Annotated in this window: 22 protein-coding genes, 2 tRNA genes and 1 pseudogene; 15 read left to right on the top strand and 10 right to left on the bottom strand. The window is 67.2% G+C overall.

The annotated features are described in order from the left end of the window. Nucleotides 1–4: 4 nt before the first annotated feature. Nucleotides 5–952 carry a PDR/VanB family oxidoreductase gene (locus tag AC21LY_RS09205; protein ID WP_489046153.1) on the top strand — a complete coding sequence of 316 codons (948 nt, stop codon included), beginning with the start codon at nt 5–7 and terminating at the stop codon, nt 950–952. Nucleotides 953–986: 34 nt separating this feature from the next. On the opposite strand, the gene AC21LY_RS09200 is transcribed toward AC21LY_RS09205, so the two are convergent. The 3 genes from AC21LY_RS09200 to AC21LY_RS09190 are packed head-to-tail and all read right to left on the bottom strand — an operon-like array spanning nt 987 to nt 3,306. After that, the gene (locus AC21LY_RS09200; RefSeq protein WP_489046152.1) at nt 987–1,643 is read right to left on the bottom strand and encodes a response regulator transcription factor; all 657 of its coding nucleotides are present in this window, start codon (nt 1,641–1,643) and stop codon (nt 987–989) included. Further along, nucleotides 1,640–1,942 carry a hypothetical protein gene (locus AC21LY_RS09195; RefSeq protein WP_489046151.1) on the bottom strand — a complete coding sequence of 101 codons (303 nt, stop codon included), beginning with the start codon at nt 1,940–1,942 and terminating at the stop codon, nt 1,640–1,642. The genes AC21LY_RS09200 and AC21LY_RS09195 overlap by 4 nt, the downstream gene beginning before the upstream one ends. Before the next feature lie 44 nt (nt 1,943–1,986). Next, nucleotides 1,987–3,306: an amidase gene (locus tag AC21LY_RS09190; protein ID WP_489046150.1), complete on the bottom strand. Its 1,320-nt coding sequence runs from the start codon at nt 3,304–3,306 to the stop codon at nt 1,987–1,989. Between the two features lie 165 nt (nt 3,307–3,471). Here AC21LY_RS09190 and AC21LY_RS09185 point away from each other — a divergent pair, with 165 nt between their 5' ends. Together AC21LY_RS09185 and AC21LY_RS09180 are read left to right on the top strand one after the other, a co-directional pair. Then, nucleotides 3,472–4,869 (top strand): MFS transporter, encoded by a 1,398-nt coding sequence (locus AC21LY_RS09185; protein WP_489046149.1) that lies wholly within the window; start codon nt 3,472–3,474, stop codon nt 4,867–4,869. Nucleotide 4,870: 1 nt separating this feature from the next. After that, nucleotides 4,871–6,103: a flavin reductase family protein gene (locus AC21LY_RS09180; RefSeq protein WP_489046148.1), complete on the top strand. Its 1,233-nt coding sequence runs from the start codon at nt 4,871–4,873 to the stop codon at nt 6,101–6,103. A 141-nt stretch (nt 6,104–6,244) separates the two neighbouring features. Here AC21LY_RS09180 and AC21LY_RS09175 read toward each other — a convergent pair. From AC21LY_RS09175 to AC21LY_RS09160, 4 genes are all read right to left on the bottom strand, one after another. Next, nucleotides 6,245–6,317 (bottom strand) — tRNA-Asn (locus tag AC21LY_RS09175). Between the two features lie 189 nt (nt 6,318–6,506). Further along, nucleotides 6,507–8,045, bottom strand: coding sequence for a hypothetical protein (locus AC21LY_RS09170; protein ID WP_489046147.1), 1,539 nt, complete (start codon nt 8,043–8,045; stop codon nt 6,507–6,509). Nucleotides 8,046–8,192: 147 nt separating this feature from the next. Then, the gene (locus AC21LY_RS09165) at nt 8,193–9,017 is read right to left on the bottom strand and encodes an adenylate/guanylate cyclase domain-containing protein (RefSeq protein ID WP_489046146.1); all 825 of its coding nucleotides are present in this window, start codon (nt 9,015–9,017) and stop codon (nt 8,193–8,195) included. A gap of 39 nt (nt 9,018–9,056) precedes the next feature. After that, the gene (locus AC21LY_RS09160; RefSeq protein WP_489046145.1) at nt 9,057–9,242 is read right to left on the bottom strand and encodes a hypothetical protein; all 186 of its coding nucleotides are present in this window, start codon (nt 9,240–9,242) and stop codon (nt 9,057–9,059) included. Between the two features lie 194 nt (nt 9,243–9,436). Between AC21LY_RS09160 and AC21LY_RS09155 the strand changes: the two genes are divergently transcribed. The 3 genes from AC21LY_RS09155 (at nt 9,437) to AC21LY_RS09145 (ending at nt 10,513) form a co-directional block, all read left to right on the top strand. Continuing rightward, nucleotides 9,437–9,616, top strand: coding sequence for a hypothetical protein (locus tag AC21LY_RS09155; RefSeq protein ID WP_489046144.1), 180 nt, complete (start codon nt 9,437–9,439; stop codon nt 9,614–9,616). Nucleotides 9,617–9,679: 63 nt separating this feature from the next. Beyond that, nucleotides 9,680–9,756 (top strand) — tRNA-Ile (locus AC21LY_RS09150). 124 nt (nt 9,757–9,880) lie between these two features. Further along, nucleotides 9,881–10,513: a hypothetical protein gene (locus AC21LY_RS09145; protein WP_489046143.1), complete on the top strand. Its 633-nt coding sequence runs from the start codon at nt 9,881–9,883 to the stop codon at nt 10,511–10,513. Between the two features lie 265 nt (nt 10,514–10,778). Here the strand turns inward: AC21LY_RS09145 and AC21LY_RS09140 are convergent, their stop codons facing one another. Together AC21LY_RS09140 and AC21LY_RS09135 are read right to left on the bottom strand one after the other, a co-directional pair. After that, on the bottom strand, nt 10,779–12,098 hold the full coding sequence (locus AC21LY_RS09140; RefSeq protein WP_489046142.1) for a hypothetical protein: 1,320 nt from the start codon (nt 12,096–12,098) through the stop codon (nt 10,779–10,781). A 95-nt stretch (nt 12,099–12,193) separates the two neighbouring features. After that, a pseudogene (locus tag AC21LY_RS09135) lies at nt 12,194–12,804 on the bottom strand (IS256 family transposase). A 237-nt stretch (nt 12,805–13,041) separates the two neighbouring features. Here AC21LY_RS09135 and AC21LY_RS09130 point away from each other — a divergent pair. Next, complete coding sequence (locus AC21LY_RS09130) at nt 13,042–13,347, top strand: hypothetical protein (RefSeq protein WP_489046141.1); 306 nt, start codon at nt 13,042–13,044, stop codon at nt 13,345–13,347. A 214-nt stretch (nt 13,348–13,561) separates the two neighbouring features. Here AC21LY_RS09130 and AC21LY_RS09125 read toward each other — a convergent pair whose 3' ends face one another. Continuing rightward, nucleotides 13,562–14,503, bottom strand: a complete 942-nt coding sequence (locus AC21LY_RS09125; protein ID WP_489046140.1) for a hypothetical protein — start codon at nt 14,501–14,503, stop codon at nt 13,562–13,564. A 448-nt stretch (nt 14,504–14,951) separates the two neighbouring features. On the opposite strand from AC21LY_RS09125, the gene AC21LY_RS09120 reads away from it, so the two are divergent. From AC21LY_RS09120 to AC21LY_RS09085, 8 genes are all read left to right on the top strand, one after another. Beyond that, on the top strand, nt 14,952–15,458 hold the full coding sequence (locus tag AC21LY_RS09120; RefSeq protein ID WP_489046139.1) for a nitroreductase family deazaflavin-dependent oxidoreductase: 507 nt from the start codon (nt 14,952–14,954) through the stop codon (nt 15,456–15,458). Between the two features lie 405 nt (nt 15,459–15,863). Continuing rightward, nucleotides 15,864–17,213: an RraA family protein gene (locus AC21LY_RS09115; RefSeq protein ID WP_489046138.1), complete on the top strand. Its 1,350-nt coding sequence runs from the start codon at nt 15,864–15,866 to the stop codon at nt 17,211–17,213. Then, nucleotides 17,210–18,631 carry a TRAP transporter large permease subunit gene (locus tag AC21LY_RS09110; RefSeq protein WP_489046137.1) on the top strand — a complete coding sequence of 474 codons (1,422 nt, stop codon included), beginning with the start codon at nt 17,210–17,212 and terminating at the stop codon, nt 18,629–18,631. The genes AC21LY_RS09115 and AC21LY_RS09110 overlap by 4 nt, the downstream gene beginning before the upstream one ends. 30 nt (nt 18,632–18,661) lie before the next feature. Then, nucleotides 18,662–18,934, top strand: a complete 273-nt coding sequence (locus tag AC21LY_RS09105; RefSeq protein ID WP_489046136.1) for a hypothetical protein — start codon at nt 18,662–18,664, stop codon at nt 18,932–18,934. A 253-nt stretch (nt 18,935–19,187) separates the two neighbouring features. Then, a complete protein-coding gene (locus AC21LY_RS09100; RefSeq protein WP_489046134.1) occupies nt 19,188–19,877 on the top strand; it encodes a hypothetical protein in 690 nt (229 codons plus the stop codon). A gap of 10 nt (nt 19,878–19,887) precedes the next feature. Continuing rightward, on the top strand, nt 19,888–20,247 hold the full coding sequence (locus AC21LY_RS09095) for a YidH family protein (RefSeq protein ID WP_489046132.1): 360 nt from the start codon (nt 19,888–19,890) through the stop codon (nt 20,245–20,247). Between the two features lie 45 nt (nt 20,248–20,292). Beyond that, nucleotides 20,293–21,405: a DUF5685 family protein gene (locus AC21LY_RS09090; RefSeq protein WP_489046130.1), complete on the top strand. Its 1,113-nt coding sequence runs from the start codon at nt 20,293–20,295 to the stop codon at nt 21,403–21,405. A gap of 62 nt (nt 21,406–21,467) precedes the next feature. Next, nucleotides 21,468–22,973, top strand: coding sequence for a glyceraldehyde-3-phosphate dehydrogenase (locus tag AC21LY_RS09085; protein ID WP_489046128.1), 1,506 nt, complete (start codon nt 21,468–21,470; stop codon nt 22,971–22,973). Nucleotides 22,974–23,040 lie beyond the last annotated feature (67 nt).

Below are 23,040 nucleotides of genomic sequence, written 5' to 3'. Positions count from 1 at the left end.
CGCCATGTCCCTGATCGACGTCACCGTCGCCGAGATCGTCGAGGAGACCCCGACGATCAAGTCCTTCCGATTGGTACGTACCGACGGCACGCCGCTGGGCACGTACGTACCCGGCGCCCACATCGACGTGGTGGGGCCGACCGCGATCACCCGGCAGTACTCGTTGTGCAGTACACCGGACGCACCCGACTCGTTCACCGTCGCCGTGAAGCGGGAGGAGGAGTCGCGCGGAGGGTCCGCGGCGCTGCACGACCTCAAGGTGGGGGACACGCTGCAGATCAGCGAGCCCCGCAACGTCCTGCGCATCGATGACGGCGCGACCCATCACGTGCTGATCGCCGCTGGTATCGGGATCACTCCGATGCTGAGCATGGCGCGGTACATGGACGTCCACGGCATCCCGTTCGAGCTGCACTACTTCGCCCGCAGCGCGGAGCACGCGGCGTTCCTGCCGCTGCTCCAGGAGAGGTGCCCGGAGAAGCTGCACGCCAACCTCGGTGTGGCGTGGGACGATCACGACGCCCGGCTCGAATCCATCGTGGAACAGGCGCCGGACGGCTCGCACGTGTACATGTGCGGACCGGGTCCGTTCATGGACAAGGTGAGCATCGCCGCGGAGAAACGGTTCCCCGAGACGGCGATCCATTCCGAGCGGTTCTCCGCGGCCGAGGTGGACGATTCCGCGAACACCTCGTTCGAGGTCGAGCTCGAGGGAGAGGTGTACACCGTTCCCGCGGACCGCAGCATCGTGGAGGTGTTGCAGGAGAACGGCTGCGACGTGGACACGTCATGCCAGGAGGGCATCTGCGGCACCTGCATCATGCAGGTCCTCTCCGGCACTCCGGAACACCGGGACAACGTGCTCACCGCATCGGAGAAGGCCGCCGGCGAGACCATGGCGGTCTGCGTGTCAAGGACGAGGGACGACCGGATCGTCCTGGACTACTACTGATCCCCGCGGAGCCGACGGCGCGGTCGTCGCCGGCTCAGTCGGTGGTCAGGTCGGCCGGGACGTCGACATCGAAACGGAGGATGTCGCGCACCAGTGTGCTGATCGACTCCGCATCCGTCTTCGCCTTGATCCGCGCGCGGTGCACGTCCACGGTCTTCACGCTCATCTCCAAGCGGCGCGCGATGTTCTGGCTGGGCATCCCTTCGACGACGAGGGCGAGGATCTCGCGCTCGCGACGGGTCAACAGCGCCACCCTGCGCTGCACGGCACGACGATTGCAGAACTCCGTGAAGGACTCCGCGGCTCGCTGCATCCCCGCCTGGACCGTGTCGAGCAGTCGCTGCGGGTCGTAGGGCTTCTCGAGGAAGTCCATCGCACCGGCCTGCAGAACCGACACCGACATCCGGATGTCGCCATGTGCGGAGACGAAGATGATCGCCGCATGCGGGGCGATCTCGTTGAGCGTCTCCTGCAGGCGGGTTCCGCTGGTCTTCGGCATCCGGACGTCGAGCACGATGCATGCGGGTCCGCTGCCGTCGTAGTGCTCCAGCAGCTCATCGGCGCTATGGCAGATGACGGGGCGGATGCCGATGCTCCCGAGAAGCCAGTCGACGGAGTCGCACAGGGCGGGATCGTCGTCCACTACGTACACGGCCGTATCGGCGGGATCGGCGGGTCCTGCGCAGCTCATGCGGCTCCCATCGACACATCATCGCCCCAGGCGGCGTCGGCGGTCCAGTAGTCCTGCCCCGCAGCGCTCACCCGATGCTCCCAGTCGGAGAGTCGGCGCAGCTGCGGCTCCTCGCGCCGGACGGACTCGTCCGCCGCCTCCGGGCCGTCGGCCTCCACGGTCCAGTGCACCCAGTTCACCTCGCGCCCGTGGGCGTCGTGGACGAACAGGTCGACGTGATGCCAGCCGTACCTGAAGGTGTCCTCGTAGCAGGTGAGAAACATGCGGTGGTGCTCGATCGGGCGGGGAGGGAGCAACATGGTGGCGATCCTTTCACGGTGATCCGATGGGGCGGCTGTGATCGTCAGACGACGATCGAGCCGAGTCGCTGTTCCAGCGCGTGGGCGACGGCGAACACACCGGCCTCGCCGCCGGCGACGCCGATCACCTGCAGGCCGATCGGCAACCCCTGCCTGGTACGCGCGCCCGGCACGGTCACGACCGGGCACCCGAGCAGTTGCCAGGCCCGGCTCAGTACCGGAGATCCCGTCGCACCGAGCCCCTTCGGTGCCGCCCCGAGAGCGGCCGGGCCGACGATGACCGCGTGATCGCCGAGCGCATCTGCGACCATCGAGCGCGAGCGGTCCCGACGGACGAGGGCGGCACGGTACGCCTCGGTCGAGACACTCGCCCCGGTTCGCAGCAGCTCCAGGAGCTGTGCACTCAGCCGGTCCGCGTGGATACGCGCCTCCATGGCGCGCGTCCGCGCCGCCTCGTACGCCATCACCGTCATCTGGTCCTCGGTGAGGGTACGGATGTGGTCGTCGCGCTGCAGCGCGGTAGTCGTCACCCCCGCCTCGCCCAGGAGAACCGGCAGGGTGTGCAGCAGGCGTCGCATCTCCTCCGAGAGGACGTCGAGCGCGCTGCCGGACCAGAGCCGGACCTCGATCCCCGCGAGCGCGGGCGGCGTCAGCACCGCTCCGGTGAACGCCTCGAAGGCGTACTGGAGATCGGTGATCGTCCGGGTGAGGAGCCCGAGCGAGTCCAGGGAGTGGCTCAGCCCGGTGATCCCGGAGGTGTCGGTGCTCCCGTGGGCCAGCACCATCCCGGCCACCCCGCAGAAGGACGCCGGCCGCGTCAGCGACCCTGCGGTCTGCGTGCCCAGCGCGAGCGGTACCGTTGCGGATCCGACGGCGGCCGCGGAGCCGCTCGAGGAGCCTCCCGGTGTGTGGCCGACGGCGCGCGGGTTACGAGTGGCTCCCGGCCGGAAGTAGCCGAACTCCGTGGTCACCGTCTTCCCCTGGACCACCGCACCCAGGGAGCGGAGCCGGTCGACGCACGGGGCGTCAAGGGCGGCCGCGGCCTCCGGAGTGACGTCCGACCCAGCGCGCGTGGGCAATCCGGCCACATCGATGAGATCTTTCACACCGACCGATAGGCCGGCGAGGGACAGGATGTCGCCGGCATCGGCGATCCGGCGGTCCACCTCCGCCGCATCGGCGTCGAGCGTGTCGGAGAGCGCTGTCCACGCCCGGAGTTCCGGCTCGCGCTCCTCGATCCGGGAACGGACGGCGCGGGCCGAGTCGAGGGCCGATGTCGTACCGGACTGGACGGCATTGACCTGCGCGCGGACCGAACGACGGTGGACGGCTCGCGCGACGGAGTGGGGCTGCGGACTGCTCACCCTCCCAGTGTCATCACATGTGCTGGGGATTACTAGTAAGGGTTTCCCCCCTATCGGGTTAAGTGATCCCGGTCATAGATTCCGGTGTCATCGCCTCCCGATCGAGGCGATCGGTGCGCCCGCAGCCGGCCCGCCGTTTCCGCCCCCGGAAGGCCCAGAAAGCTCATGACCCAATCTGTTTCGTCCGTACCGTCGCTCGGGGCGAGGACGGCGTCCTCCGGAAGCCGAACCGCGTGGGTCGTGATCGCCCTGCTGGTCCTGTTCCAGATCATCGCCTTCGCCGACAAGGCGGTCCTAGGGCTCGTCGCCTCCCGCGCCATCCCTGATCTCGGTCTCACCGCAGTCGAATTCGGCTTCATCGGCAGCGCCTTCTTCTTCCTGTACGCCATCGTCTCGATCCTGACCGGTGTGATCGCGACTCGCGTGGCCGTCCGGTGGGTGCTCCTGACCCTGGGCATCGTCTGGGCGGTGATGCAGTTCCCGATGCTGCTCGGCGGCGGTGCCGCCGTTCTGCTCGTGACCCGCATCGTCCTCGGGGGCGCGGAGGGCCCCGCCACCGCGATGTCGCTGACCTCGGCACACTCCTGGTTCGCCCCCGACCGGCGTGCCCTCCCGTCCAACCTCGTCGCCGCCGGCTCCGCCCTGGGACCCGTGATCGCCGCGCCGCTCCTGACGATGGTGATCGTGGCCTGGGGCTGGCGCTGGGCGTTCGGCGTGCTCGGCATCGTCGGCCTCGTGTGGACCGCCGCCTGGCTGCTGTTCGGGGGCGACGGACCGTTCGGCCAGAAGCGGGTGCGGCAAGGCCCGAACGGCGCCGAGGCACGGGGCGATGAGCCCCTCGAGGCGGCGACCATCGACACCCAGCGGCCCGTGCCCGTGCTGCGGATCTTCCTCAGCCTCACGTTCCTGGCCGCGGTCGTGGGCGGCGGCTCCAACTTCTTCGTGCAGGGCTTCCTCACCACCTGGCTGCCGCAGTACCTCGGCACCGTCATCGGGCTCAGTACCGGCGCCGTGGGCACGGTCACCGTCGCCCCCTGGGTGGTCGGCGCGGTGCTCCTGGTGGGGCTCGGTGCCGTCGGACAGCGACTCCTCGCTCGCGGGGCTACGGCCTACACCGCGATCGCCGTCCCCTTCGGGGCCGCGGCGCTCGTCGCCGGCGCGTCGTTCCTCCTGGTTCCCGCATCGTCCGGCACCGTCGCCGTGGTACTCCTCTCCGTCGCAGCCGGCTGCAGCATCGTCTACCCGATGGTGGCCTCCGCCCTGGCGTACGCCGTCGGCGCACGGCAACGACCGCTCGTGCTGGCCACGCTCGGCGGCATCGCCTCCGTGGGCGCGGTGATCTCCCCGACCCTGGTGGGCTGGCTGATGGACCGGGCCGGCTACATCGCACCGCCGAAGGGCACCAAACCCTCAGCCGCCATGACCGACGCGATGGCCTCCGGGGTGAACCAGGCGTTCACCATGACCGGCGTGCTCCTCATCGTCGGCGGCGTCCTCTGCATCGCCTTCCTCCGCCCGGAGCGGTTCGGCGCGAAGCTCCAGACCCTCACCGAGAAGGAGTGACATGGCCATCGATTCGACACGCGCGAACAACCGCGCCCTCGAGGCGCTCGACGGGTCTCGGCTACGTGAAGTGATGGGGCACTACCCCACCGGCGTCGTGGTGGTCACCGGCCGGGCACCGGACGGGGAGATCCTCGCGATGGTTGTCGGTACGTTCAGCTCGGTCTCACTCGACCCGCCGCTCGTCTCCTTCATGCCGATGCGCACGTCCAAGACGTTCGATCGGCTCAGGGAGTGTGATTCGCTGTGCATCAACGTGGTCGGCGGCGGCGACGAGGAGATCGTCGGGAACATCGCCCGCCGCTGGGAGAACAAGCTCGACGGGATCGGCTGGCGGTCGCTCCCGTCGGGCGCCCCGGTCCTCGACGTCTCGATCGCGTGGCTGGAGACATCGATCTCCCAGATCATCGAGGCGGGCGACCATTGGATCGTTCTGTGCGCGGTACACGACGTCGAGGTCACCGAGCCCGAGCCGCCACTGATCTTCCTCCAGGGCGGTTACGGCACCTTCGTGTGCAGCTCGCTGGTCGCCCGGCTCGACCACTCGATGGCCCCGATCGCCGAGTCCCTGGCGGCGTTGCGACCGGAGGTGGAGCGCCTGGCCCTGGAGATCGGCTGCGAGGCCACCGTCTTCACCGAGGTCGGACCGAACGAGATGGCCGCCGTGATCTCGGCCGCCGCGCCGGGCGAAAGCCACAGTACCAATCTCGCGAGCCGGATCCCCCTGATACCTCCGTTCGGCGACTCGGTCGTCTTCGACCGCGACACCGCCGAACAGGAACGATGGTTGCGCCGTCTCGGCAAGGACGTCGATCAGTCCGTCATTGATCGCTGCCGTGCGCGCCTCGACTTCCTCCGCGAGCACGGATGGGTACTCGCGTTCCTGCCCGACGGCGAGGTCGACTCCCCTACCGCCTACGCGGGAGTGAACGAGGCGACGCGGGAGTACGACTCCCGCAATGTGACGCCCGCCCGCGAACGCCGGGTCCGGGATGCGATCACCCGCGCCACGATCGACTACACGCCCCGGAAACCCGAGCGGGAAGCGACGTACGACATCGCGTCCATCGTTGTCCCCATGTGCGATCAGGCCGGCGCGTCGACGCTGACCCTGCGGCTCGCGCGGCTGCCCCGCCGAACGTCGGGCGCGACCGTCCTGGAATGGATCGACGCCGCCGTCACCGTCGCCTCCGGCCGGCAGCGCCCGCTTGGCTCGTCGGGCGGCGCCGGCTGATCCTCCGATGCCCTCGCACGAGCGCCGGAAAGACGATCGGATCGGAGCGGGGTCGCACCGTACGCACCAGCACGTACGCGGCCATGAGAAGAAACGCAAGAGGGCGGGGTCCGAAGACCCCGCCCTCTTGCTATTCACCTGCTCCCCCAACTGGACTCGAACCAGTAACCCTTCGATTAACAGTCGAATGCTCTGCCAATTGAGCTATGGGGGATTGAACTTTGACCGAGAAGAGACTCTAGCGCATAGGCGGGCGGCGACACCAATCGCCTGGTCAGGGGCGGTATCGACGCCTCGTCTCCACACCACTGGCGAAGCACTCCTCCGAACCACCTCGGGGAGGCCTCCGGAGCGCGGATGGCGCACCGAAGAACCTCCCCGAGAGCGGTGGTTCAGATACCGGCTAGGAGCCCGTCGGGCAGGTGCCCGCGGAAACCTGGGCCGGCGTGCAGTTGGGCTTCGTCGCAGGCTTGGTGGCCGGCTTCGTGGCCTCCTGCGTCTCCGTCGCGGCCGGCGCAGTCGTCGTGGTGGTCGTCGGCTGCGTCGTGGTCTGCTGCGGCTGCGTGTTCGTGGGCTCCGTGGTGTCCTGGGTCGGAGCCACGCGACGCTCGGTCGGCTTGGTGGTGGTCGTGGTGCCGGCACCGCCGGTCACCGTCGCGCCCACGCCACCGGACACCGAGCCACCCGAGCGCCCCACGGACGCACCGGCGCCGCCGGTCACCGTCGCACCTGCGCCCGCACCGCCGGAGGCGTTCGCACCCGCGCCACCGGTGACGTTCGCACCGGCACCGCCGGTGGCGTTCGCGCCACCGGAGACCGCGGCACCGGCGTCACCCTCGAGGAGGACGCGGTTGGCGTTGTCCGCGCTGGGCTTGGCGACGGTCGCCTCGACGGAGGTGCCGAGGGCCGCGTTCAGCGACGCGGTGGAGCCGGCCTGGATGGTCGCACCCTTGAGCGCGGCGGCCGTCGGAGCGGTCACGTTGGCGTCGAGGTTGACGTTGCCGGCGACCTTGGCACCGGGCAGCGCCACGATCGGGGTGACCGTCGCCGACGTCGGCAGCGGCGCGAGCACCGTGCCGGGGAAGACGGGGGCGTTGACCCCGACGGAGCCCGAGCCGGAGATCCCGGTGTAGATCGGCGCGACGACGCGAGCCTGGGCACCGGCATCGACCACGCGGCCGGGCGTGACGGCCCAGATCGGGTAGTACGGCTGGTCGTAGGCCGGGTTCACGCGGCGGTACGGGTTGTTGCCCAGGTTCAGGCTGATCGACGCCGAGATGAGCGGCTGCGGCTTCGGCTGGGTCCAGTCCTTGGGGTAGACCCACATGACGGGGACGTCGGCCTTGAAGTCGGCGGAGAACCACGGCTTCGGGTAGTCGGCGCGCAGCCACGGCTTCGGCTGGCCGGGAACCCACGGCCGAACGCCGAGCTGGCGACCGTAGAGGGAGTAGCAGGTCTGGGTCTGCACCTCGCGGCTGACGGTGCCACCCGGGGTGGTCGTGGTCTGCTTCCACGAACCCGTCTCACAGATCTGCTGGTAGATCTCGACCTGCTGCTGCGGGTAGTTCCACGGCCGGTAGTTCGCCGGGCGCACCATCGGCGCGGGAGGCGCGACCTGAGCCGCGACCTGCACGCCCGGAATGGCGGGCACCGGCGGGTAGTACACGGTGGTGTTGTTCGAGGTCGACGTGATCGTGCCCTGCGGCAGGCCCGAGTTCGCGACGGCCTGGGCGGCGACGGGGTTGCCCACCATCGTCACGCCCTTCGCCGGGACTGCGATGCCATCGGTCTGGAACGCGCCCGGGTTCGCGGTGAACTGGTCGCCGGTCACGGGCGAGAAGGCGACGGGGCTGTCACCCTCGGTCGACTTGCCACAACCGGCGAGAAGACCCGCGGCGGCCACGACGGCGAACGACGCAGCACCGATCTTCTTCGTATTCATCTTCGATCCCATCGTTGGAAATGGAGACGGGGCACGCTGGCCGCCGCTGGACTCTACGACTCAAGTCACAGCGTCTATAGGGACGATGCACCGGTTCGTTACAGCCCGATCCGAGGAAGTTGCGAACTCGAAGTCGATCCGGGGCGCTCAGTACCGAGGACGCACGGAGAAGACCTGCAGCTTCTGCGGGGCTCCCTTGGCCTTGAAACGTCGAGGTCGCACCTGGTAGCGGGACCTGTCTGCGATCGTGAAAACAGTCTCCGACGCGAGCACCTCGCCCCCGTTCGCCGCCTCCGCCACCCGGGCGGCGATGTTCACGTCGACCCCGATCAGGTCGCCCTTGACCCGCCGCGGAGTACCCGTGTGCAGGCCGGCGCGCAGCGTCGGCCGGTAGCCCTCGGCGATGTCGATCGCGACCACCGCCTCGATCACCTCGCACGCCGCCTCGATCGCGGTGTCGCCGTCGAAGGCGATCAGGGCACCGTCGCCCATGGTCTTGATGATCACTCCCCCGTGCCGCTCGACGATCTCCTTCGTCGTCCGGTTCACCCTGTGCAGGAGGCGCACGATGTCGTCGTCCGAGCGTTCGAGCGCCCAGGTCGAGAAGCTCACGAGGTCGGTGAAGAGAATGGTGATCGGCTGCGGCGGCAGGTAGTCGCGATCGCGCCGGCTGATCATCGCCTGCCACGTGGCCGTCGCCAGGTTCCCCAGTTCGCGCGTCACGGTCGGCTCGTCGCCGACGATCCGGTCGAGCAGCTTGGTCAGCCGCTCCGTCGACGCCGCGTCCGGCTCGAACAGCTCCTTCTTGGGACCGCCGGGGAGGTTCTCACGGGCGGAACGGACCAGCCCCGTCATCGCCTTACTCCGGTTCGCCCGGTGCGCCGCCTCGGCCCCCTTGGCGAGCAGCGCCCGGCCCTTCCCCTGCGGCGCGGCCCCGGCATCGTCGGGCACGTCGCGTGCGTCCTCCAGCATGGGAGACACACTATCCCGGTGCGACGGTGCCCCCGGGCCTTACGACGGCGCCCGTCGGCCCGCCTGCGCACACAGCCGCGCGCCGTAGACGTGGGCGTCGAGATCCGCCGCGGACTCCAGCACCGCCTTGACGACCCGCCAGAGCCCGAACCCGGCTTTCCGCCCCGCGGCTGGCCGGATCCCGAGGCTGAAGCCTCCGCTCCGGACGTCGTAGTGGTCGAGCACAGCCGCACCTTTCGTCCATGCCTTCAGTGATCTGGCTCACAGCGTAAGTCGGTGCGGCGGCGTCCGGCGAGCGATTCGGTCACGACGCGCCGAGCGACCGGTTCCTGTCCGGCAGGGACGACCCGGTCCGTCGCCCGACGGTGCCGTGCTCGAGGGTCCTGACAGGCAGCGCGGACGGGCGTAATGTCGGATTCATGTACACCGAATCGCACACGTCAGAACCCTGTCCGGTGTGCGGCGGACTCATGGTGATCCGCCGGCCGTACACCGAGGACGCCGACGGCCGGCGGGAGTGGCAGACGCCCGTCCTGCAGTGCCCGCAGACCGGCCACTACCGCCGACGCCAGCCCCGTCCGCACGCCGCGGCAGGGTAGCCGACCGGGAACTGTACCGGCTGGGTAGGATTTGCTCCGCCGTCGATGGAGTCATGTCGACGCGGGGCGGTAGCTCAGTCGGTTAGAGCCGCGGACTCATAATCCGTAGGTCGCGGGTTCGAGCCCCGCCCGCCCCACCACATCGACGCAGGTAGGCAGGGTTTCGCCCGGTCTTCCCTGGCTTACCGTCCCGCCACCCGGCGCGGGGAGTTTGCAAGGCGCAACCCAGCCGAGGTGTCGGTGACGCGTGGGATGATTACGGGCATGGGTGAGCCTGTGAAGATCGAAATCATCAACAGCTCCGCATGGTGGCTCCCCTGGCTACCAGTACTGGGCTCCGCGATGGTCGCCATCGTCGCCTTAGTAGCCATGTGGCGGAACAATAGGACCAACCGCGAAGCAATCGCTGCCGCCGACAAGCGCGACTTGGAGAAGTGGCGAAGGAATGAGATTCTGGCTGCCGCTCTGGAATCACTAAACCTATGTAGAGACCTTCAATTCAGGTTGGTTCAACTCAAGATATCTTCCTCCACCGACCCCGGACCGAAAATATTAAATAAGTACCACGAGGACGTCGGGATGATTCGCGAATCTGCGGCAAAGCTCTCTGTCCTCTCATACAATCTCATGAGCTCCCTATTCTTAGTGGAGACGCAGTTGAAGATAGTCGTTGACGCGTTGGTCGATGAGCGCCGTTCAGAGTGGAAGAGCAGCCTAAGGAAAGAAAATATAACCGTCCAGGAACAGCAGCAACTCGAGTTCGACCAGCAGAAATTGCGCGAGCGACGGGAACTCGCACAGGCCCATGCCTCTCTGGCATACTCCGATTTCGTTCGAGCCACAAGGAAGGAACTAGGCCTCAATTTCGCACTCGAAGACGACGTTGTAGTATTGTGACTACTACTTCGCGCGAGCATGAAGATACCAGACTTGGCGGCTGGGCTAAAACTCCTGCGCGTAGTGCCCAAACGGGAGAGTCTCCGCGACACGCTAATCCGCGAGCCGGTGCCGACGTACTTGTCGTTGGCGAGCACATCACGGCCGACCTCGGCGTCCTCCAAATTCCGGACAACTTCTGACGGGCTGCGGGCCTTCGCTGCAGCTGCACGGGTGCGCTCGCGGATCAGCTCGTGCCCAATTATGTGAATACCTCGACATCGCGTCACAGATCGAAGGCGGCGATGAATCGAACTGCAGCGCGCTCGCCGGCGTTTCGCGCATTCAGATACTTGCGTAGTCTGCCTGCCGCAGTAGCGGTTGCTGCAACAAGGGCAGTGACGTAGGAGGATCCGGTGAGCGTAGCCGCCGTCGCCGTACTCAACAGCGTAATCGATGCCTCCCCTCGTATGTCACTCGCCGCGCTACGCCAGCTTGCAGTCTTCGCCCTACGCCGCAGTGCATGTTCAGCAGCGCGCATCTCGTCACGGAACTCACCCAACGATCGATTCTCTGACCGCCGCCACGACTCCGTCCGGTCGGAGCTAGTCGCATGACTGTACCTGTCGAGCGCACCATTTAGAGTAGTGCGCCAGTCTGAGAACTCATCCGACATCCGGATGTCGACGAGCTCTTTTGAAGAGACTTTGCTTGCGTCAAGTGCCGGCAGTCCGAATCTTGCCATTCTCTGAAGGTGACGACCCTCGCCAAAAGCGCGGTATGCAGCATTGACGGGAACATCTATGCCCGCCGCCTGCTCATCCAAAGCGTCTTCGAGGAGCACCTCGAAAACTCTAATCTCAAGACTGCTGGTGAGATATAGATCTGCATCGGTCTCGGTCACATTCGCTAGCTGCCACGAGACTTCCATTAACGCTCTGGCGAACTGTTGCAGCCGATCCCGTCCTCCGGTTCCTTCGGCGAAACCTCGCTCCCTAATCCCGCAGACCCGGAGTAGCTCAGAGGCATTCGACTCAAAAGTGCAATTCTCCATGGGACTGGCGTCTAACTCGCCCTGCTGCATGACATCTATTAACGTTTTGAGCCTCGGTCCGAGATTGAATGGACGAATCCACCTCTGCCTTTCCTCTGTCCACAGAGCAGGATGCACACGCGTAACCTGCACCACGCCTGAATCAATCAGCGGCGCAACCCTTGCGATTGCCCTTGCAGCGGTCTGAACACTAGCGATACTCGGCGACAAAATCGGTTGCCCGTCCGCATTAAAGAAGATCCGCTGCAGCGGATCAGCTAGAACAACACCATGGCACGCCATCAGATGAGTTGTAAGTCCGTGTAGGTACGCTTCCCCTTCCAGATGTCTAGATTCCAAACCGAAATTCCGAAGCGCGAGACCAGGGTCCCCGTGGTGGCTAATAAGTGGCCAAAGCTCGCCTGGCAAATGCGTGAAGGTTTCAGGATTGGATGCCCACTCTGCATGCCATTGTCTGAGTGCTTCCACCTCAACGGTTCCGAACACCTCAGAACTCGCTACCGACGCCGCGTCTGCGCCGACCGCAACCTGGAACAGGTCCGTAATGCGCATACCAGCAGAATCAAATCCCATCTCAGCCCTATCTATTTCGAGTTAAAGTATGAGTCTGCCAGATTTTCTCCGTAAGAGGCCATGGCTAATCGACCTCAAGACGGTCGCCGTAGGTGATGACGAGGGTGTTGAGGATGGACTTCCAGCCGGCGATTTGGCCGGTGGGGTTGGGCCGGTTGGGCTTGCGTTTCGAGGAAAGCGTGGTAGAGCACCTTCAATGCTGATTGTTCGTCGGGGAAGTGCCCGCGCCGTCGGGTCGCGGCCCGGAGTCGGACGTCCAGTGATTCGGTGCCGTTGGCGGTGTAGATCAGCTTGCGGATCGCGATCAGGAAGTCGAGGAACGGGATGAACTCGGGCCGGGACCTTCGCCATACCGCGATCATGGCCGGGTACTTCTCGCCCCAGCTGTTGGCGAACTCGTCGAACTCGGCTTCGGCCGCTGCCACCGTGGGGCTGTGGCAGATCCACTTGAGATCGCGACTGATCTGGCCCCAGCGCTTCTTCAACGCGTAGCGCAGACTGTCGCGAACCAGGTGCACAACGCAGGTCTGCGCAGTCGCTTGCGGCCAGGTCGCCTCGATCGCTTGAGTCCCTTGAGGCCGTCGCAGCAGGCGATGCATGCATCCACGATGCCACGGCTTCTCAAGTCGGTCAGCATGTTCACCCACTGCTTAGCCCGTCCACCTCCCGAGGGACCGACCCACAACCCGAGGACGTCACGAAACCCTTGCAGCCGACGCCCTGACCTGACGCCGCCACCAGCTGCTGCGCCAGCTCAGAAAGGTCCGACGCCGGCAACCCCGGCAGGTCGGTGTTCTCTTGCGCCGACTACATCGGCTCACGGTGCTCGCGCATAAACGTGATCTCTTCCCACCCCAGACTCAGACCTGGGACCACACGCCACAGCTCTTACCCAAAGTTCCCGGCAGACCCGATTCTCGATGTGGCCGTGGTTGATGGTGCGCTGCCATCGAACCCGGTCCACTCGCTGCCGTTCCCGCGCCAAACCACCGTCCACGCGGGCCAGGAAGTCATGGAGCTCGTGGCCAACAATAGTGCCGATACCACCCCCAAGACCTCCGCGACAGAAACCCCCACGCCGGTCGTCCGGACTACCCGTACCGAGCGATTCAGTGCGCGCCCGCTAACTGCGGCCGCCGTGGCCGCGGACATCACCGATCGCCAGGGCCACCCGATCTATGCGCTTGCGGTGCTGTCCTCCACGTACACCGGCCTCCGCGAGGGCTGAGCTTCAGGCCCTCGAACTCGACAGCGCTCGCGGAGCTGGGCATGCCGAACTCCCGCTGGCACGACCTCCACCACACCCTTCGCGGTGCTGAACATATCCGCCGGGGAGTACTACATGCAGGTGTCGAAGTGGCTCAGCCACGCCCAGTTCACCACCGCGCTGAACATGTATGGCGACTACATTTCCAGCGAGGAGGGCGGCAAGGCCGCACCGCTCACGCGCCCTCAGATTGTGACCGCTCCGCAGCCTCACCCTGACCAGGATCGGCAGGAGGATTCGGCGCACCTCGCGCCGGCTGCCCCCCTCTTCGGCTACGCCACATCTCGTCAGTCATGCGCTGCAACTCCGCTGCCACCTGCTCCTGCGCGGCAGCATGGTCGGCACGGAGCTGCTGCGGGTCACCGACGTACACCCATAGCCCTGCGCGCTCATCGGGGAGAGCACTCACCGCAACCTCAACTTTTCCGAGCTTCTTGTTTGCCTCCCTAAGCTGCTTGTCCAGAGTCTTCGCCACGTCATGAATAGTCTTGGTGTCGACCGTCATCCTTGTGTTCAGGTGGTCCCAATCAAGGATGCTATCGGTCTCCAGAACCGTGTGATTTGAGTCCTCAAACTTAACCTTTGCGAGAAAGCTGTTCGCCAGCACCGGCTCGCGCTCTGCCTCCCCGACTAGCTCGTTCTTGCGCGTCGTCTCCGCAATGGCCTCATTCCGGCGACGCGCCTGATCCCAGAGGCTGCGCCACTCCTGGCCCGGAGCGAGGAAGGGGATCACTTCCGGATGTCCCATCTTGGTCATCAGCTCACCAGCCGTGTCGCTTATCGGGGCGACGTTGAGCTCTGGCGTAAACGACAGGTGCACGTCACGCGCCGGAGTGGAGCCGAAGTTCTTCACCACGAGGTCGATGAAGCCCCAATGATCCTTGGTCGGCTCCATGAAGACCACGACGTTCGGTTGTGCCTGCTCCTTGCGGAGCGTCTGAGCCACTCTCAGTTGTCTATATGCGATTGCTCCTGCGATGAGAGCCGCACCGACAGCGAACCATGCAGCCAGCGCGCTCCACGCACCTGAACTCAGAGCAAAGAAGAAGTCCCACACATCGTCCACCCAGTCCCACATGCCTATCCAGAGCCATACAATGCTCATCCAGACCCACATGCCTGCCTCCTGAAGCCTTGCCAGATACGGCGATCCTTGCATGCGTCACCGACAAGTTCGGGGCGTCGTGGTCTTATCCCCGTCTAATCCCCCGTGCGGGAGACCAGAACCTACCGGACCCGACGCGAGAGCGACCGGAGCCGACCCGATCCCTACCGAATCCGTACTGGTCGAGAGCGTTACGCGGGACATATCCGCTTTTCGCCGACGAAATATCCCTGGTCGCGGCGCTGCCGACGGAGGCGAGCGCTATTACTCATAATCCGTAGGTCGCGGGTTCGAGCCCCGCCCGCCCCACCACATCGACGCAGCTAAACGGGCTAAAGATACGCCGACGGCCCGGGGGCGCAGGACTTCCGGCCGTCGTCTCCTCCTCCCGAGCGGAACTGGGCGGCGTACCGCCGTCGATCCGCCGCGCCGCGACGTCGAACCCGCCTACACTTCCGCTATGGCTGACAGCCCGTTCCCGGATGTGCGGTGGGGCCGCGAGATCCCGGTGGTAAACGACCTGGTGGCGCGGCTCGCGTCCACTGGCGTCGGGTCCGCCACGATCCGCACGGCCGCTCCGCTGGACCGGTGGCTGTTGGAGAGGTCCCGCGGCAAGCTCACGGTTCTCGGACCGTTCGGGCTACCGGTGATGCTGCTGGTCAGCACAGGCGCGAAGTCGGGCGAAGAGCGCGTCAGCCCACTGCTGTACTACCGGGAGGATCCACACCTCTACCTGGTGGGCTCGAACTTCGGCGGCGCAAAGCACCCGGGGTGGACGTACAACCTCCTGGCCGGAGGCCCGGCGGCCGTGCGGATCGGCGCGGACATCCCGGTCACCGCCGAGTTGCTCGAGGGCGACGAACGGCAGCGCATCCTGGATGCCTTCGTCGACATGGTGGAGACCTATCGCACGTACCTGGCCCGCACGGATCGACAGCTGCGGGTCTTCAAGCTGACCGCGGCCTGACCGCCGTCGGTTCTCCACCCGTCCGCCCGCTCTCCCGTTGTAGCGCCCCTATCGGGCATTCGCGCGTGCGCGGCTTCGTTCGACCTTCTCGAAATCAGTCCGGAGAGTGCGGCACGCCCAGCCGCCGCGGGCCGCGCGCACTGAGAGTCGCCGCCGTCTCGCCTGCGCGCTAGACATCTCACGCACCCGGCTCCTGGCACCCGCCATACGCCGCCCGATCAAGCGCCATCGCCGGCCCCTCTCCCAAGGCCGCAGCGTGTCGTCGTTCAGCCGTATCGCCCACCCACCTCGGCATCTTCAGCCCCCACCAGGAGAGCTCAGCGTGTCGACGGTCGCTCTTGACACTCGTTTGTGAGCCATGCCACCATCACTGTGTAATTTTTTCTACCATAGAATGGAAGTCATATGCATGGTGTGATCATCGGATTGGGCGAAGCCGGGGCGCTGTATGCGCAGGGGCTCGTCGATCTGGGGTGGAGAGTGACGGGCTACGACCCGGGCGATGTCGACACCCCGCCCGGGGTGACCCGGGTGGATTCCCCCGGTGACCTGCCGTCCGATGCGGACGCCGTGCTGTGCCTCGTCGGCGGGCGGGCTGCGGTGCCGGCGGCGGAGTCGGTAGTGGACCTGATCGGCGATGGCACGATCTTCATCGACATGAACTCGGCGTCGGCCGCGACGAAGAAACAGGTCGCGTCGGCCGTCGGCGAAGACGCCTACGCGGACGTCGCCGTCGTAGGGTCGGTCCCGGAGGGGCGGGCGGCGACCGCCGTCGTCATCAGCGGCCGGGCATCGACGAAGGCCGCCGAGGTCTTCACCGCCCTCGGCGCTCCCGTCGAGGACATTCATGGCGAACCGGGTGACGCCGCGGAGCGCAAGCTGCTCCGGAGCTCGTTCATGAAGGGGCTGGGCGCCCTGATCGTCGAGACCCTCGACGCCGGAGCCGCCATGGGCGCGCGGGACTGGGCGCTCGCGCAGATCGCGCAACAGCACTCGGGCGGCGTGGCAGCGGTCGAACGCCTCTACGCGGGGACGATCAAGCACGCCGACCGGCGCGGGCACGAGGCCGCCGAAGCGGCCGAGATGCTCGATCGCCTTGGCGCACGGGCCACGATGACCCGCGCGGCGGCGCTGTCCCACCATGAGCAGGCCGATGCCGATCTCCTGCCCCGGGACCAGCTCCGTCGGGAATATGCGAGCATCCCGGTCGCGAACATCGGTGACGCGCGGGACCGTATGGGTATGTTCGACGGCGGCATCCGGCCCATCTGGCCCGGCGCGAAGGCGGTGGGCTGGGCCAAGACGGTGTGGGTGACCGCCGGGGATAACAAGTACCTGCACGCCGCGCTGGCGGAGGTCCGCCCGGGCGACTTCCTCATCGTCAACGGACACGGCCACACCGCGCGCGCACTGCTCGGCGAACTCATGGCCGAGCGGGCCAAGAAGCTCGGCGCGGTCGGCATCGTCGTCGACGGTGCCCTCCGGGACCGTCAGGACCTGGAAGAGATGCGCTTCCCCGCCTGGGCCCGGGCGATCACGCCCGCCGGTCCGTTCAAGAACGGACCGGGCAAGATCAACGTCCCCGTCGCCATCGGCGGGGTCGTGGTGGCACCGGGCGATCTGGTCGTCGCCGACGACGACGGGGTGATCGTCGTTCCCGCCTCCGAGGCCGCCGCCACTCTGGCACGGGCCCGGGCCATCAACGTCGACGAGGCGAATCGCCGGAAGGCGATTCTCGACATGGTGTCGGAATGAGTGCCGTCATCGCTCTGGTGGCGTTCATCGTCACGATCATCTTCTGGAACGCCGTGGTCAAGCGCAATATCGGCGAGGCCATGTCGCTCGGCTTCGTGGTCATCTGCATCACGGCCGCCATCACCGGGGCTCACGGGAAGCACCCCCTCCCCGAAACGATCTGGACGGCGATCGAGAAGGCGCTGACCGAAGAGATCATGTTCGCGGCACTCGCGTTCGTCTTCATGGCGTACGTACTCGAACACACGCCCGTCCTCCCCCGGCTCGTCGACCTCCTCAACTCGGTGTTCGGTCGGTTGCGCGGCGGAAGCCTCTACACCACGACGATCGCGGGCGCGATCTTCGGCGCGATCGCCCATATCGGAGCGGCCATCACCGCGGCGGTCGGATCGATCACCATCCCCTGGATGAAGAAGTCGGGAGTCAAACCGGAGATCGCGGCCACCGTTGCTTCGGGCCTCGCCGGCTTCGGCGTCAGCTTCCCGTTCTCGGGGACGATGTTCATCCTCGTCGGCGGGCTGGTCGCCCAGGGAGCCATGACATCGGACGAGATCATCGTCCCGCTGTTCTTCGCGGGGCTGTGGGCGCTCGTCTACCGCATCGTCGTCGCGTACTGGATCATCCGGAAGTACAAGATCCCGGCTGTGCCGGCCGAGGACATCATGCCGATCAAGCAGAGCTTCGGGCGGGGATGGACCACGCTGCTGCTGGTCCTGCCGATCCTCATCCCCCTGGTGCTGACCCACGGGCCGCTCGCGACGTTCCTGGGGAACTTCACCGGGATCTCGGGCATCACCGTTCCGGGCAGGGTTCTCGGCGACGGAACGAAGCTCAGCCCGACATCGCTCACCATGGCCGATGTCATCAGCCTGCTCACGTGGATCCCCGTTCTGATGATCGCCTTCGTCCTCTTCCTCGGCCGGAAGTCGCTGCCGCGCCGCGCGTCGGGCTGGTGGAACCTGATCGAGAAGTCGGCCCCCGCTTTCGGCGTCATCGGCATCACGATCGTGGCGGCGTTCGCCGCTGCGAACCTGCTCGGCGACATGGGTCTCGCCCGCGAGCTGAAGTCGCTCCTCGAGGGGCTCGATGTTCCGAAGTGGCTCATGGCGATCGCCATCGGCGTGATCATCATCCTCATCGCCATCCCGCTGACGGCGAGCGCGACGATGGCCGCGATCGGCCCCGTCGCCGTCATGACGCTGGCCAGCACCGGCGTTCCGGTCCCCGTCGCCGCGGCCGCCGCACTGATCTTCGCGTCGTCCGAGGGGGCATCGCCGCCGTCCGGTGCTCCCATCTACGTGGCCGCCGGTATCGCGGAAGTGGATCCGAGTAAGACCTTCATGCCCCTGATCAAGTACTACTGCATACCCCTCCTCGGCCTCGGCACGCTGATAGCGCTGCAAATACTCCCGGTGTGAAGCCCTCAATGACACGAAAGGAATCAGCCCATGTCTGACGATCAGGGTGGCGCCGGGACCGCTCGCAGCGGTCCGCACGCCATCATCAGCCACCTCTTCGCCCTCACGACCGTCCTGTTCATCATCGGCGGCGTGGGAATCGTTCTCGCACAGACCGTTCTCGTCGTCGCCGCGGACGGCGCCGGGGCGAGCGACGTGGCCGACGCTGCCGGTCCGTACGTCTTCGGAATGTCGTCGATCGCCGGACTCCTGGCGTTCGTCCTCACGTACTTCAAGAACGGCCGCGGGTCCCACGACGAGTGAGAGCCGGCGGTCGGACATCCGCGTCGCAGGACCGTGCGATGAACATCGCCGCCCTCATGACCGGACTCGATCCGGTCAACGGCGGGACGGACTTCACGATCCGTCCCGCCGTTCGTCATCCCGTTCCGAGCCGAAGCGCACGCCGTCGACTCTGGCCCGCCCGCGACCCGGGTGTCACCGTCAGCCGTGAGCACGGGACCATATGTTGAGGGATGCGGCTACGCCGACCGCACCGTCTGGCACGATGACGCTCGTGCCGAAGAAAACTGGTTCCGCCCCCACCCAACTCGAGACCCCGCACGCCGCCGCACTCGCCGGTGTCGCATTCGCCGTACTGTTCAGCGCCGCGCTGATCCTCTACCACACCCGGATGCCCGACGGGCCCAACGACGTGATCGACTGGCTCAACAACGAGCACACCGGGATCAAGACCGCCACCGTGCTGATGCCCTTCGCCGGCATCGCCTTCCTGTGGTTCCTCGCCGTCGTCCGTGACGGCTTCGGCCGGTTCGAGGACCGGTTCTTCTCCACCGTGTTCCTCGCCGCCGGCATCCTCTTCCTGGCGATGATGTTCGTCGCCACATCGGTCGCCGCGGGACTGATCGCCAGCAACGACGTCGTCATCGATCCGCGCGCGCACGTCGAGGTCGTGCAATTCGGCAAGTCGGTGTTCGTCGCGATCAGCCAGACCTACGCGCTCCGGATGGGCGCGGTGTTCATGATCTCGCTCGCCACCATCTGGCTCAAGACCTCGATCATGCCGAAGTGGCTCGCCGTGGTCACCTACCTCGGCGCGATCGTTCTGCTCGTGATCGCGGACAACAACCCCGCCGCCGCCCTCGCGTTCCCGATCTGGGTCGCGGTGGTCTCCGTGCTGCTGCTCGCCCGCGCACGACACATCCAACCGCCGAGCGCGGTGGAGGCGGGGCCGGCCGGTGTCTGAGCGTCCGCCGTTGGACACCAACACCCAGCTGGCGATCGAGCGGACCTACCTGGCCGCCGAGCGCACGATGATGGCGTGGGTCCGCACCGCCGTCGCGTTGATCGGCTTCGGGTTCACCATCTACAAGTTCGCGCAGACCCTGATCGCCGAAGAGCACCGCCAGACGCTGGCGAGCCCGTGGGCGATCGGCATGACGATGATCGTGATCGGGCTGGTCGGCCTGGTGTTGGCCTGGCTCCAGCACCGGCAGCAGGTCACCAGGTTGCGCGATCGGGATCCCTCCCTGCCCAGGTCCCTGGCCAGCGGGATGTCCGGGGTGATCGCGCTGCTGGGTGTCCTGACGCTGGTCCTGGTCGCCGCGCGGCTGTAGCGCCACCCGCCGCCCCGATTACCCGCGCACTGATCGGAGACCACCGTGCTCGGACTCGTCCGTCCCTGCTCCACGCACCTGGACGCGGAGCTCCGCGACCGCTGGCGCGCCCACCTGTGCGGCCTGTGCCTCACGCTCCGCGACACCGCGGGTCAGCCGGCGCGGGCGGTCACCAACACCGACGCCGTGCTGCTGTCCGTCCTCGTCGAGGCGCAGCAGCCCGACGATGCCGCGACCCGCACCGCCGGACCGTGCCCGCTGCGCGGGATGCGCCGGGCCCGGGTCATCGCACCGACGGAGCTCAGCGTCCGGCTCGGCGCGACCGCGGCGCTGACGCTCGCATCGGCCAAGGTGGGTGACCGTGCGGCCGAACGCGAGCACGGACTCGCCGGACGGTCGGGGCGGGCGGGCACCGTCGGGCTGCTGCGGCGGGCGGAGGGGCACCTGGCCGGCACCGCGTCGGCGGATCCGCCGGTGGCGTCCGCAGCGAAGGTGGAGTCCGTGCTCGGCCGGCTGCGTTCGCAGGCCGCGATCGAGGCCGGCCTGGCCACCTTGGCGGAGGTCACGGCACCGTCGGCGGACGCGGCTGCGGCGATGTTCGCGGCCTCGGCGGATCTCGCGGGCCGGCCCCAGAACGCCACCGCCCTCGCCGACGCGGGCCGGGCGTACGGCGAGTTCGCGCACCTCGCCGACGCGCTCGAAGACCTGGAGAGCGATCGCGCGCGGGGCGCCTACAACCCGCTCGATGCGACGGGCACCACCCCCGCCGAGGCCGTGAGCCGGATGCGGGAGCTGCGCCGCAGGGTCGTCGACCGCCTGGCGGAGGTCGAACTGCGCGACGACCGGCTGGTGCGGCCGCTGCTGCTCGCGGCGATGGGCAGCGCCATCGCCGCCGCGGCCGGAGGCGGGACGAAGAACAAGCGGCCGATCACCGAGCGCTCGCTGCCGTACCGGACGCTCGCGTGGGTGGGCGTCTACTGCACCGGCTACGCCCTGTGCTGCGATCACACCGATCCGTGCACCGGCAAGCAGCGGGAGAACGGCTGCTCGTGGTGCGAGGAATGCGACTGCGAGACCTGCGACGGCTGCGGAAGCTGCTGCGAGTGCGGGGACTGTTGCGACTGCGGGGACTGCTGCGATTGCGACTGCGGAACCTGACCGCGGGGCCGCATCGGCAGCGGGTGTCCGACCCGCTGAGCGGCCCACGCATAATGTCACCCATGACGCAACAGCTGGATCCGGAATCCCCTTCCTACGACGCCACCGCCCGCGGCGCGTACGACAGCCATCGCGACGCCTGGGTCGCTCGTGAGGAGCAGGCCGAGCGCCTCATTCCCATGATCGGCCGGCTGTACCGCCAGCACGGCGTCGTCTCATCGATCCACGGCCATCGCCTGATCAACCTCTCGACCTCGGCCGTGATCTCGGCGCACGAACGCGCCGAGGAGCTGGGGCACCAGGCGCTGACGCTCTCGCAGACCGAGAAGGTGCTGCGCGGCCTCCTCGCCATCGAGCCCGAGCCCGCGTCGATCGACATCGCCCGCCTCGCCGTCCTCGCCGCGGACCTCGAGTCCGACGACGCCGTGCAGGAGCTGCTGCGCGCGGAGATCGCCAAGCGCAACGTGCCCGTCTCCGACGGTGACGGCGCCGACGTCGTGCTCTACGGCTTCGGCCGCATCGGCCGCCTGCTGGCCCGCATCCTGATCAGCCACGCCGGCAACGGCCACGGCCTGCGCCTGCGCGCCATCGTCGTGCGCCGCAGCGTCAAGAACGACCTCGAGAAGCGCGCCAGCCTGCTGGCCCGGGACTCGGTGCACGGCCCGTTCGCCGGCTCGGTCTCGATCGACGCCGAGAACGACGTGATCATCGCCAACGGCACCCGCATCCAGGTGATCTACTCGGACGACCCGTCGGCCATCGACTACACCGCGTACGGCATCAAGGACGCGCTCATCGTCGACAACACCGGCAAGTGGCGCGACGAGGAGGGCCTGGGCCAGCACCTGAAGAGCAAGGGAGCCGCGCGCGTGCTGCTCACCGCGCCCGGCAAGGCGCCGCTGAAGAACATCGTGCACGGCATCAACGACAACACCATCGCCGACGAGGACACGATCCTCTCGGCGGCGTCGTGCACCACGAACGCGATCACCCCGGTGCTCGCGGCCCTCGACGAGGCCTACGGCATCCAGCGCGGCCACGTCGAGACGGTGCACTCGTTCACCAACGATCAGAACCTGATCGACAACCTGCACAAGGGCGATCGGCGCGGCCGCTCGGCGGTGCTGAACATGGTGATCACCGAGACCGGCGCCGCGAAGGCCGTCTCGAAGGCGCTGCCGCAGCTCGAAGGCAAGCTCACCGGCTCGTCCATCCGCGTCCCCACCCCGGACGTCTCGCTGGCGATCCTCAACGTGACCCTCGAGAAGCCGACCACCAAGGAGGAGGTCAACGACTACCTCCGTCGCGTCTCGCTGCACTCGAAGCTGCGCCAGCAGGTCGACTACATCGAGTCGCCCGAGGTGGTCTCGACGGACTTCGTCGGCTCGCACCGCGCCGGCATCGTCGACGGGCTCGCGACCGTCGCCGACGGCCAGAACCTCGTGCTCTACGTCTGGTACGACAACGAGTACGGCTACTCCTGCCAGGTGGTCCGCGTGCTCGAGCGCATGTCCGGCGTGCACCCCGTGGTGATCCCGGCCCGCGCGGACGTCCGCGTCGAGGCGTAGCGCCCGCACGACCGGCGTCGACCGACGTAAATCCCCCCCTCACTTCCAAAAACAGCCCAACTGATCG

It is taken from the genome of Tsukamurella sp. II2bb (assembly GCF_057815145.1).
The sequence above is the reverse complement of the archived record's forward strand: the minus strand, read 5'-3'. Positions and strand labels throughout refer to the sequence as shown.

What these genes read in the sequence shown, in the direction of transcription:
- AC21LY_RS09205 (WP_489046153.1), top strand. Translation starts at nt 5, where the DNA reads ATGTCCCTGATCGACGTCACCGTCGCCGAGATCGTCGAGGAGACCCCG.
- AC21LY_RS09200 (WP_489046152.1), bottom strand. Translation starts at nt 1,643, where the DNA reads ATGAGCTGCGCAGGACCCGCCGATCCCGCCGATACGGCCGTGTACGTA.
- AC21LY_RS09195 (WP_489046151.1), bottom strand. Translation starts at nt 1,942, where the DNA reads ATGTTGCTCCCTCCCCGCCCGATCGAGCACCACCGCATGTTTCTCACC.
- AC21LY_RS09185 (WP_489046149.1), top strand. Translation starts at nt 3,472, where the DNA reads ATGACCCAATCTGTTTCGTCCGTACCGTCGCTCGGGGCGAGGACGGCG.
- AC21LY_RS09180 (WP_489046148.1), top strand. Translation starts at nt 4,871, where the DNA reads ATGGCCATCGATTCGACACGCGCGAACAACCGCGCCCTCGAGGCGCTC.
- AC21LY_RS09170 (WP_489046147.1), bottom strand. Translation starts at nt 8,045, where the DNA reads ATGAATACGAAGAAGATCGGTGCTGCGTCGTTCGCCGTCGTGGCCGCC.
- AC21LY_RS09165 (WP_489046146.1), bottom strand. Translation starts at nt 9,017, where the DNA reads ATGCTGGAGGACGCACGCGACGTGCCCGACGATGCCGGGGCCGCGCCG.
- AC21LY_RS09155 (WP_489046144.1), top strand. Translation starts at nt 9,437, where the DNA reads ATGTACACCGAATCGCACACGTCAGAACCCTGTCCGGTGTGCGGCGGA.
- AC21LY_RS09145 (WP_489046143.1), top strand. Translation starts at nt 9,881, where the DNA reads ATGGGTGAGCCTGTGAAGATCGAAATCATCAACAGCTCCGCATGGTGG.
- AC21LY_RS09140 (WP_489046142.1), bottom strand. Translation starts at nt 12,098, where the DNA reads ATGCGCATTACGGACCTGTTCCAGGTTGCGGTCGGCGCAGACGCGGCG.
- AC21LY_RS09125 (WP_489046140.1), bottom strand. Translation starts at nt 14,503, where the DNA reads ATGTGGGTCTGGATGAGCATTGTATGGCTCTGGATAGGCATGTGGGAC.
- AC21LY_RS09120 (WP_489046139.1), top strand. Translation starts at nt 14,952, where the DNA reads ATGGCTGACAGCCCGTTCCCGGATGTGCGGTGGGGCCGCGAGATCCCG.
- AC21LY_RS09115 (WP_489046138.1), top strand. Translation starts at nt 15,864, where the DNA reads ATGCATGGTGTGATCATCGGATTGGGCGAAGCCGGGGCGCTGTATGCG.
- AC21LY_RS09110 (WP_489046137.1), top strand. Translation starts at nt 17,210, where the DNA reads ATGAGTGCCGTCATCGCTCTGGTGGCGTTCATCGTCACGATCATCTTC.
- AC21LY_RS09105 (WP_489046136.1), top strand. Translation starts at nt 18,662, where the DNA reads ATGTCTGACGATCAGGGTGGCGCCGGGACCGCTCGCAGCGGTCCGCAC.
- AC21LY_RS09085 (WP_489046128.1), top strand. Translation starts at nt 21,468, where the DNA reads ATGACGCAACAGCTGGATCCGGAATCCCCTTCCTACGACGCCACCGCC.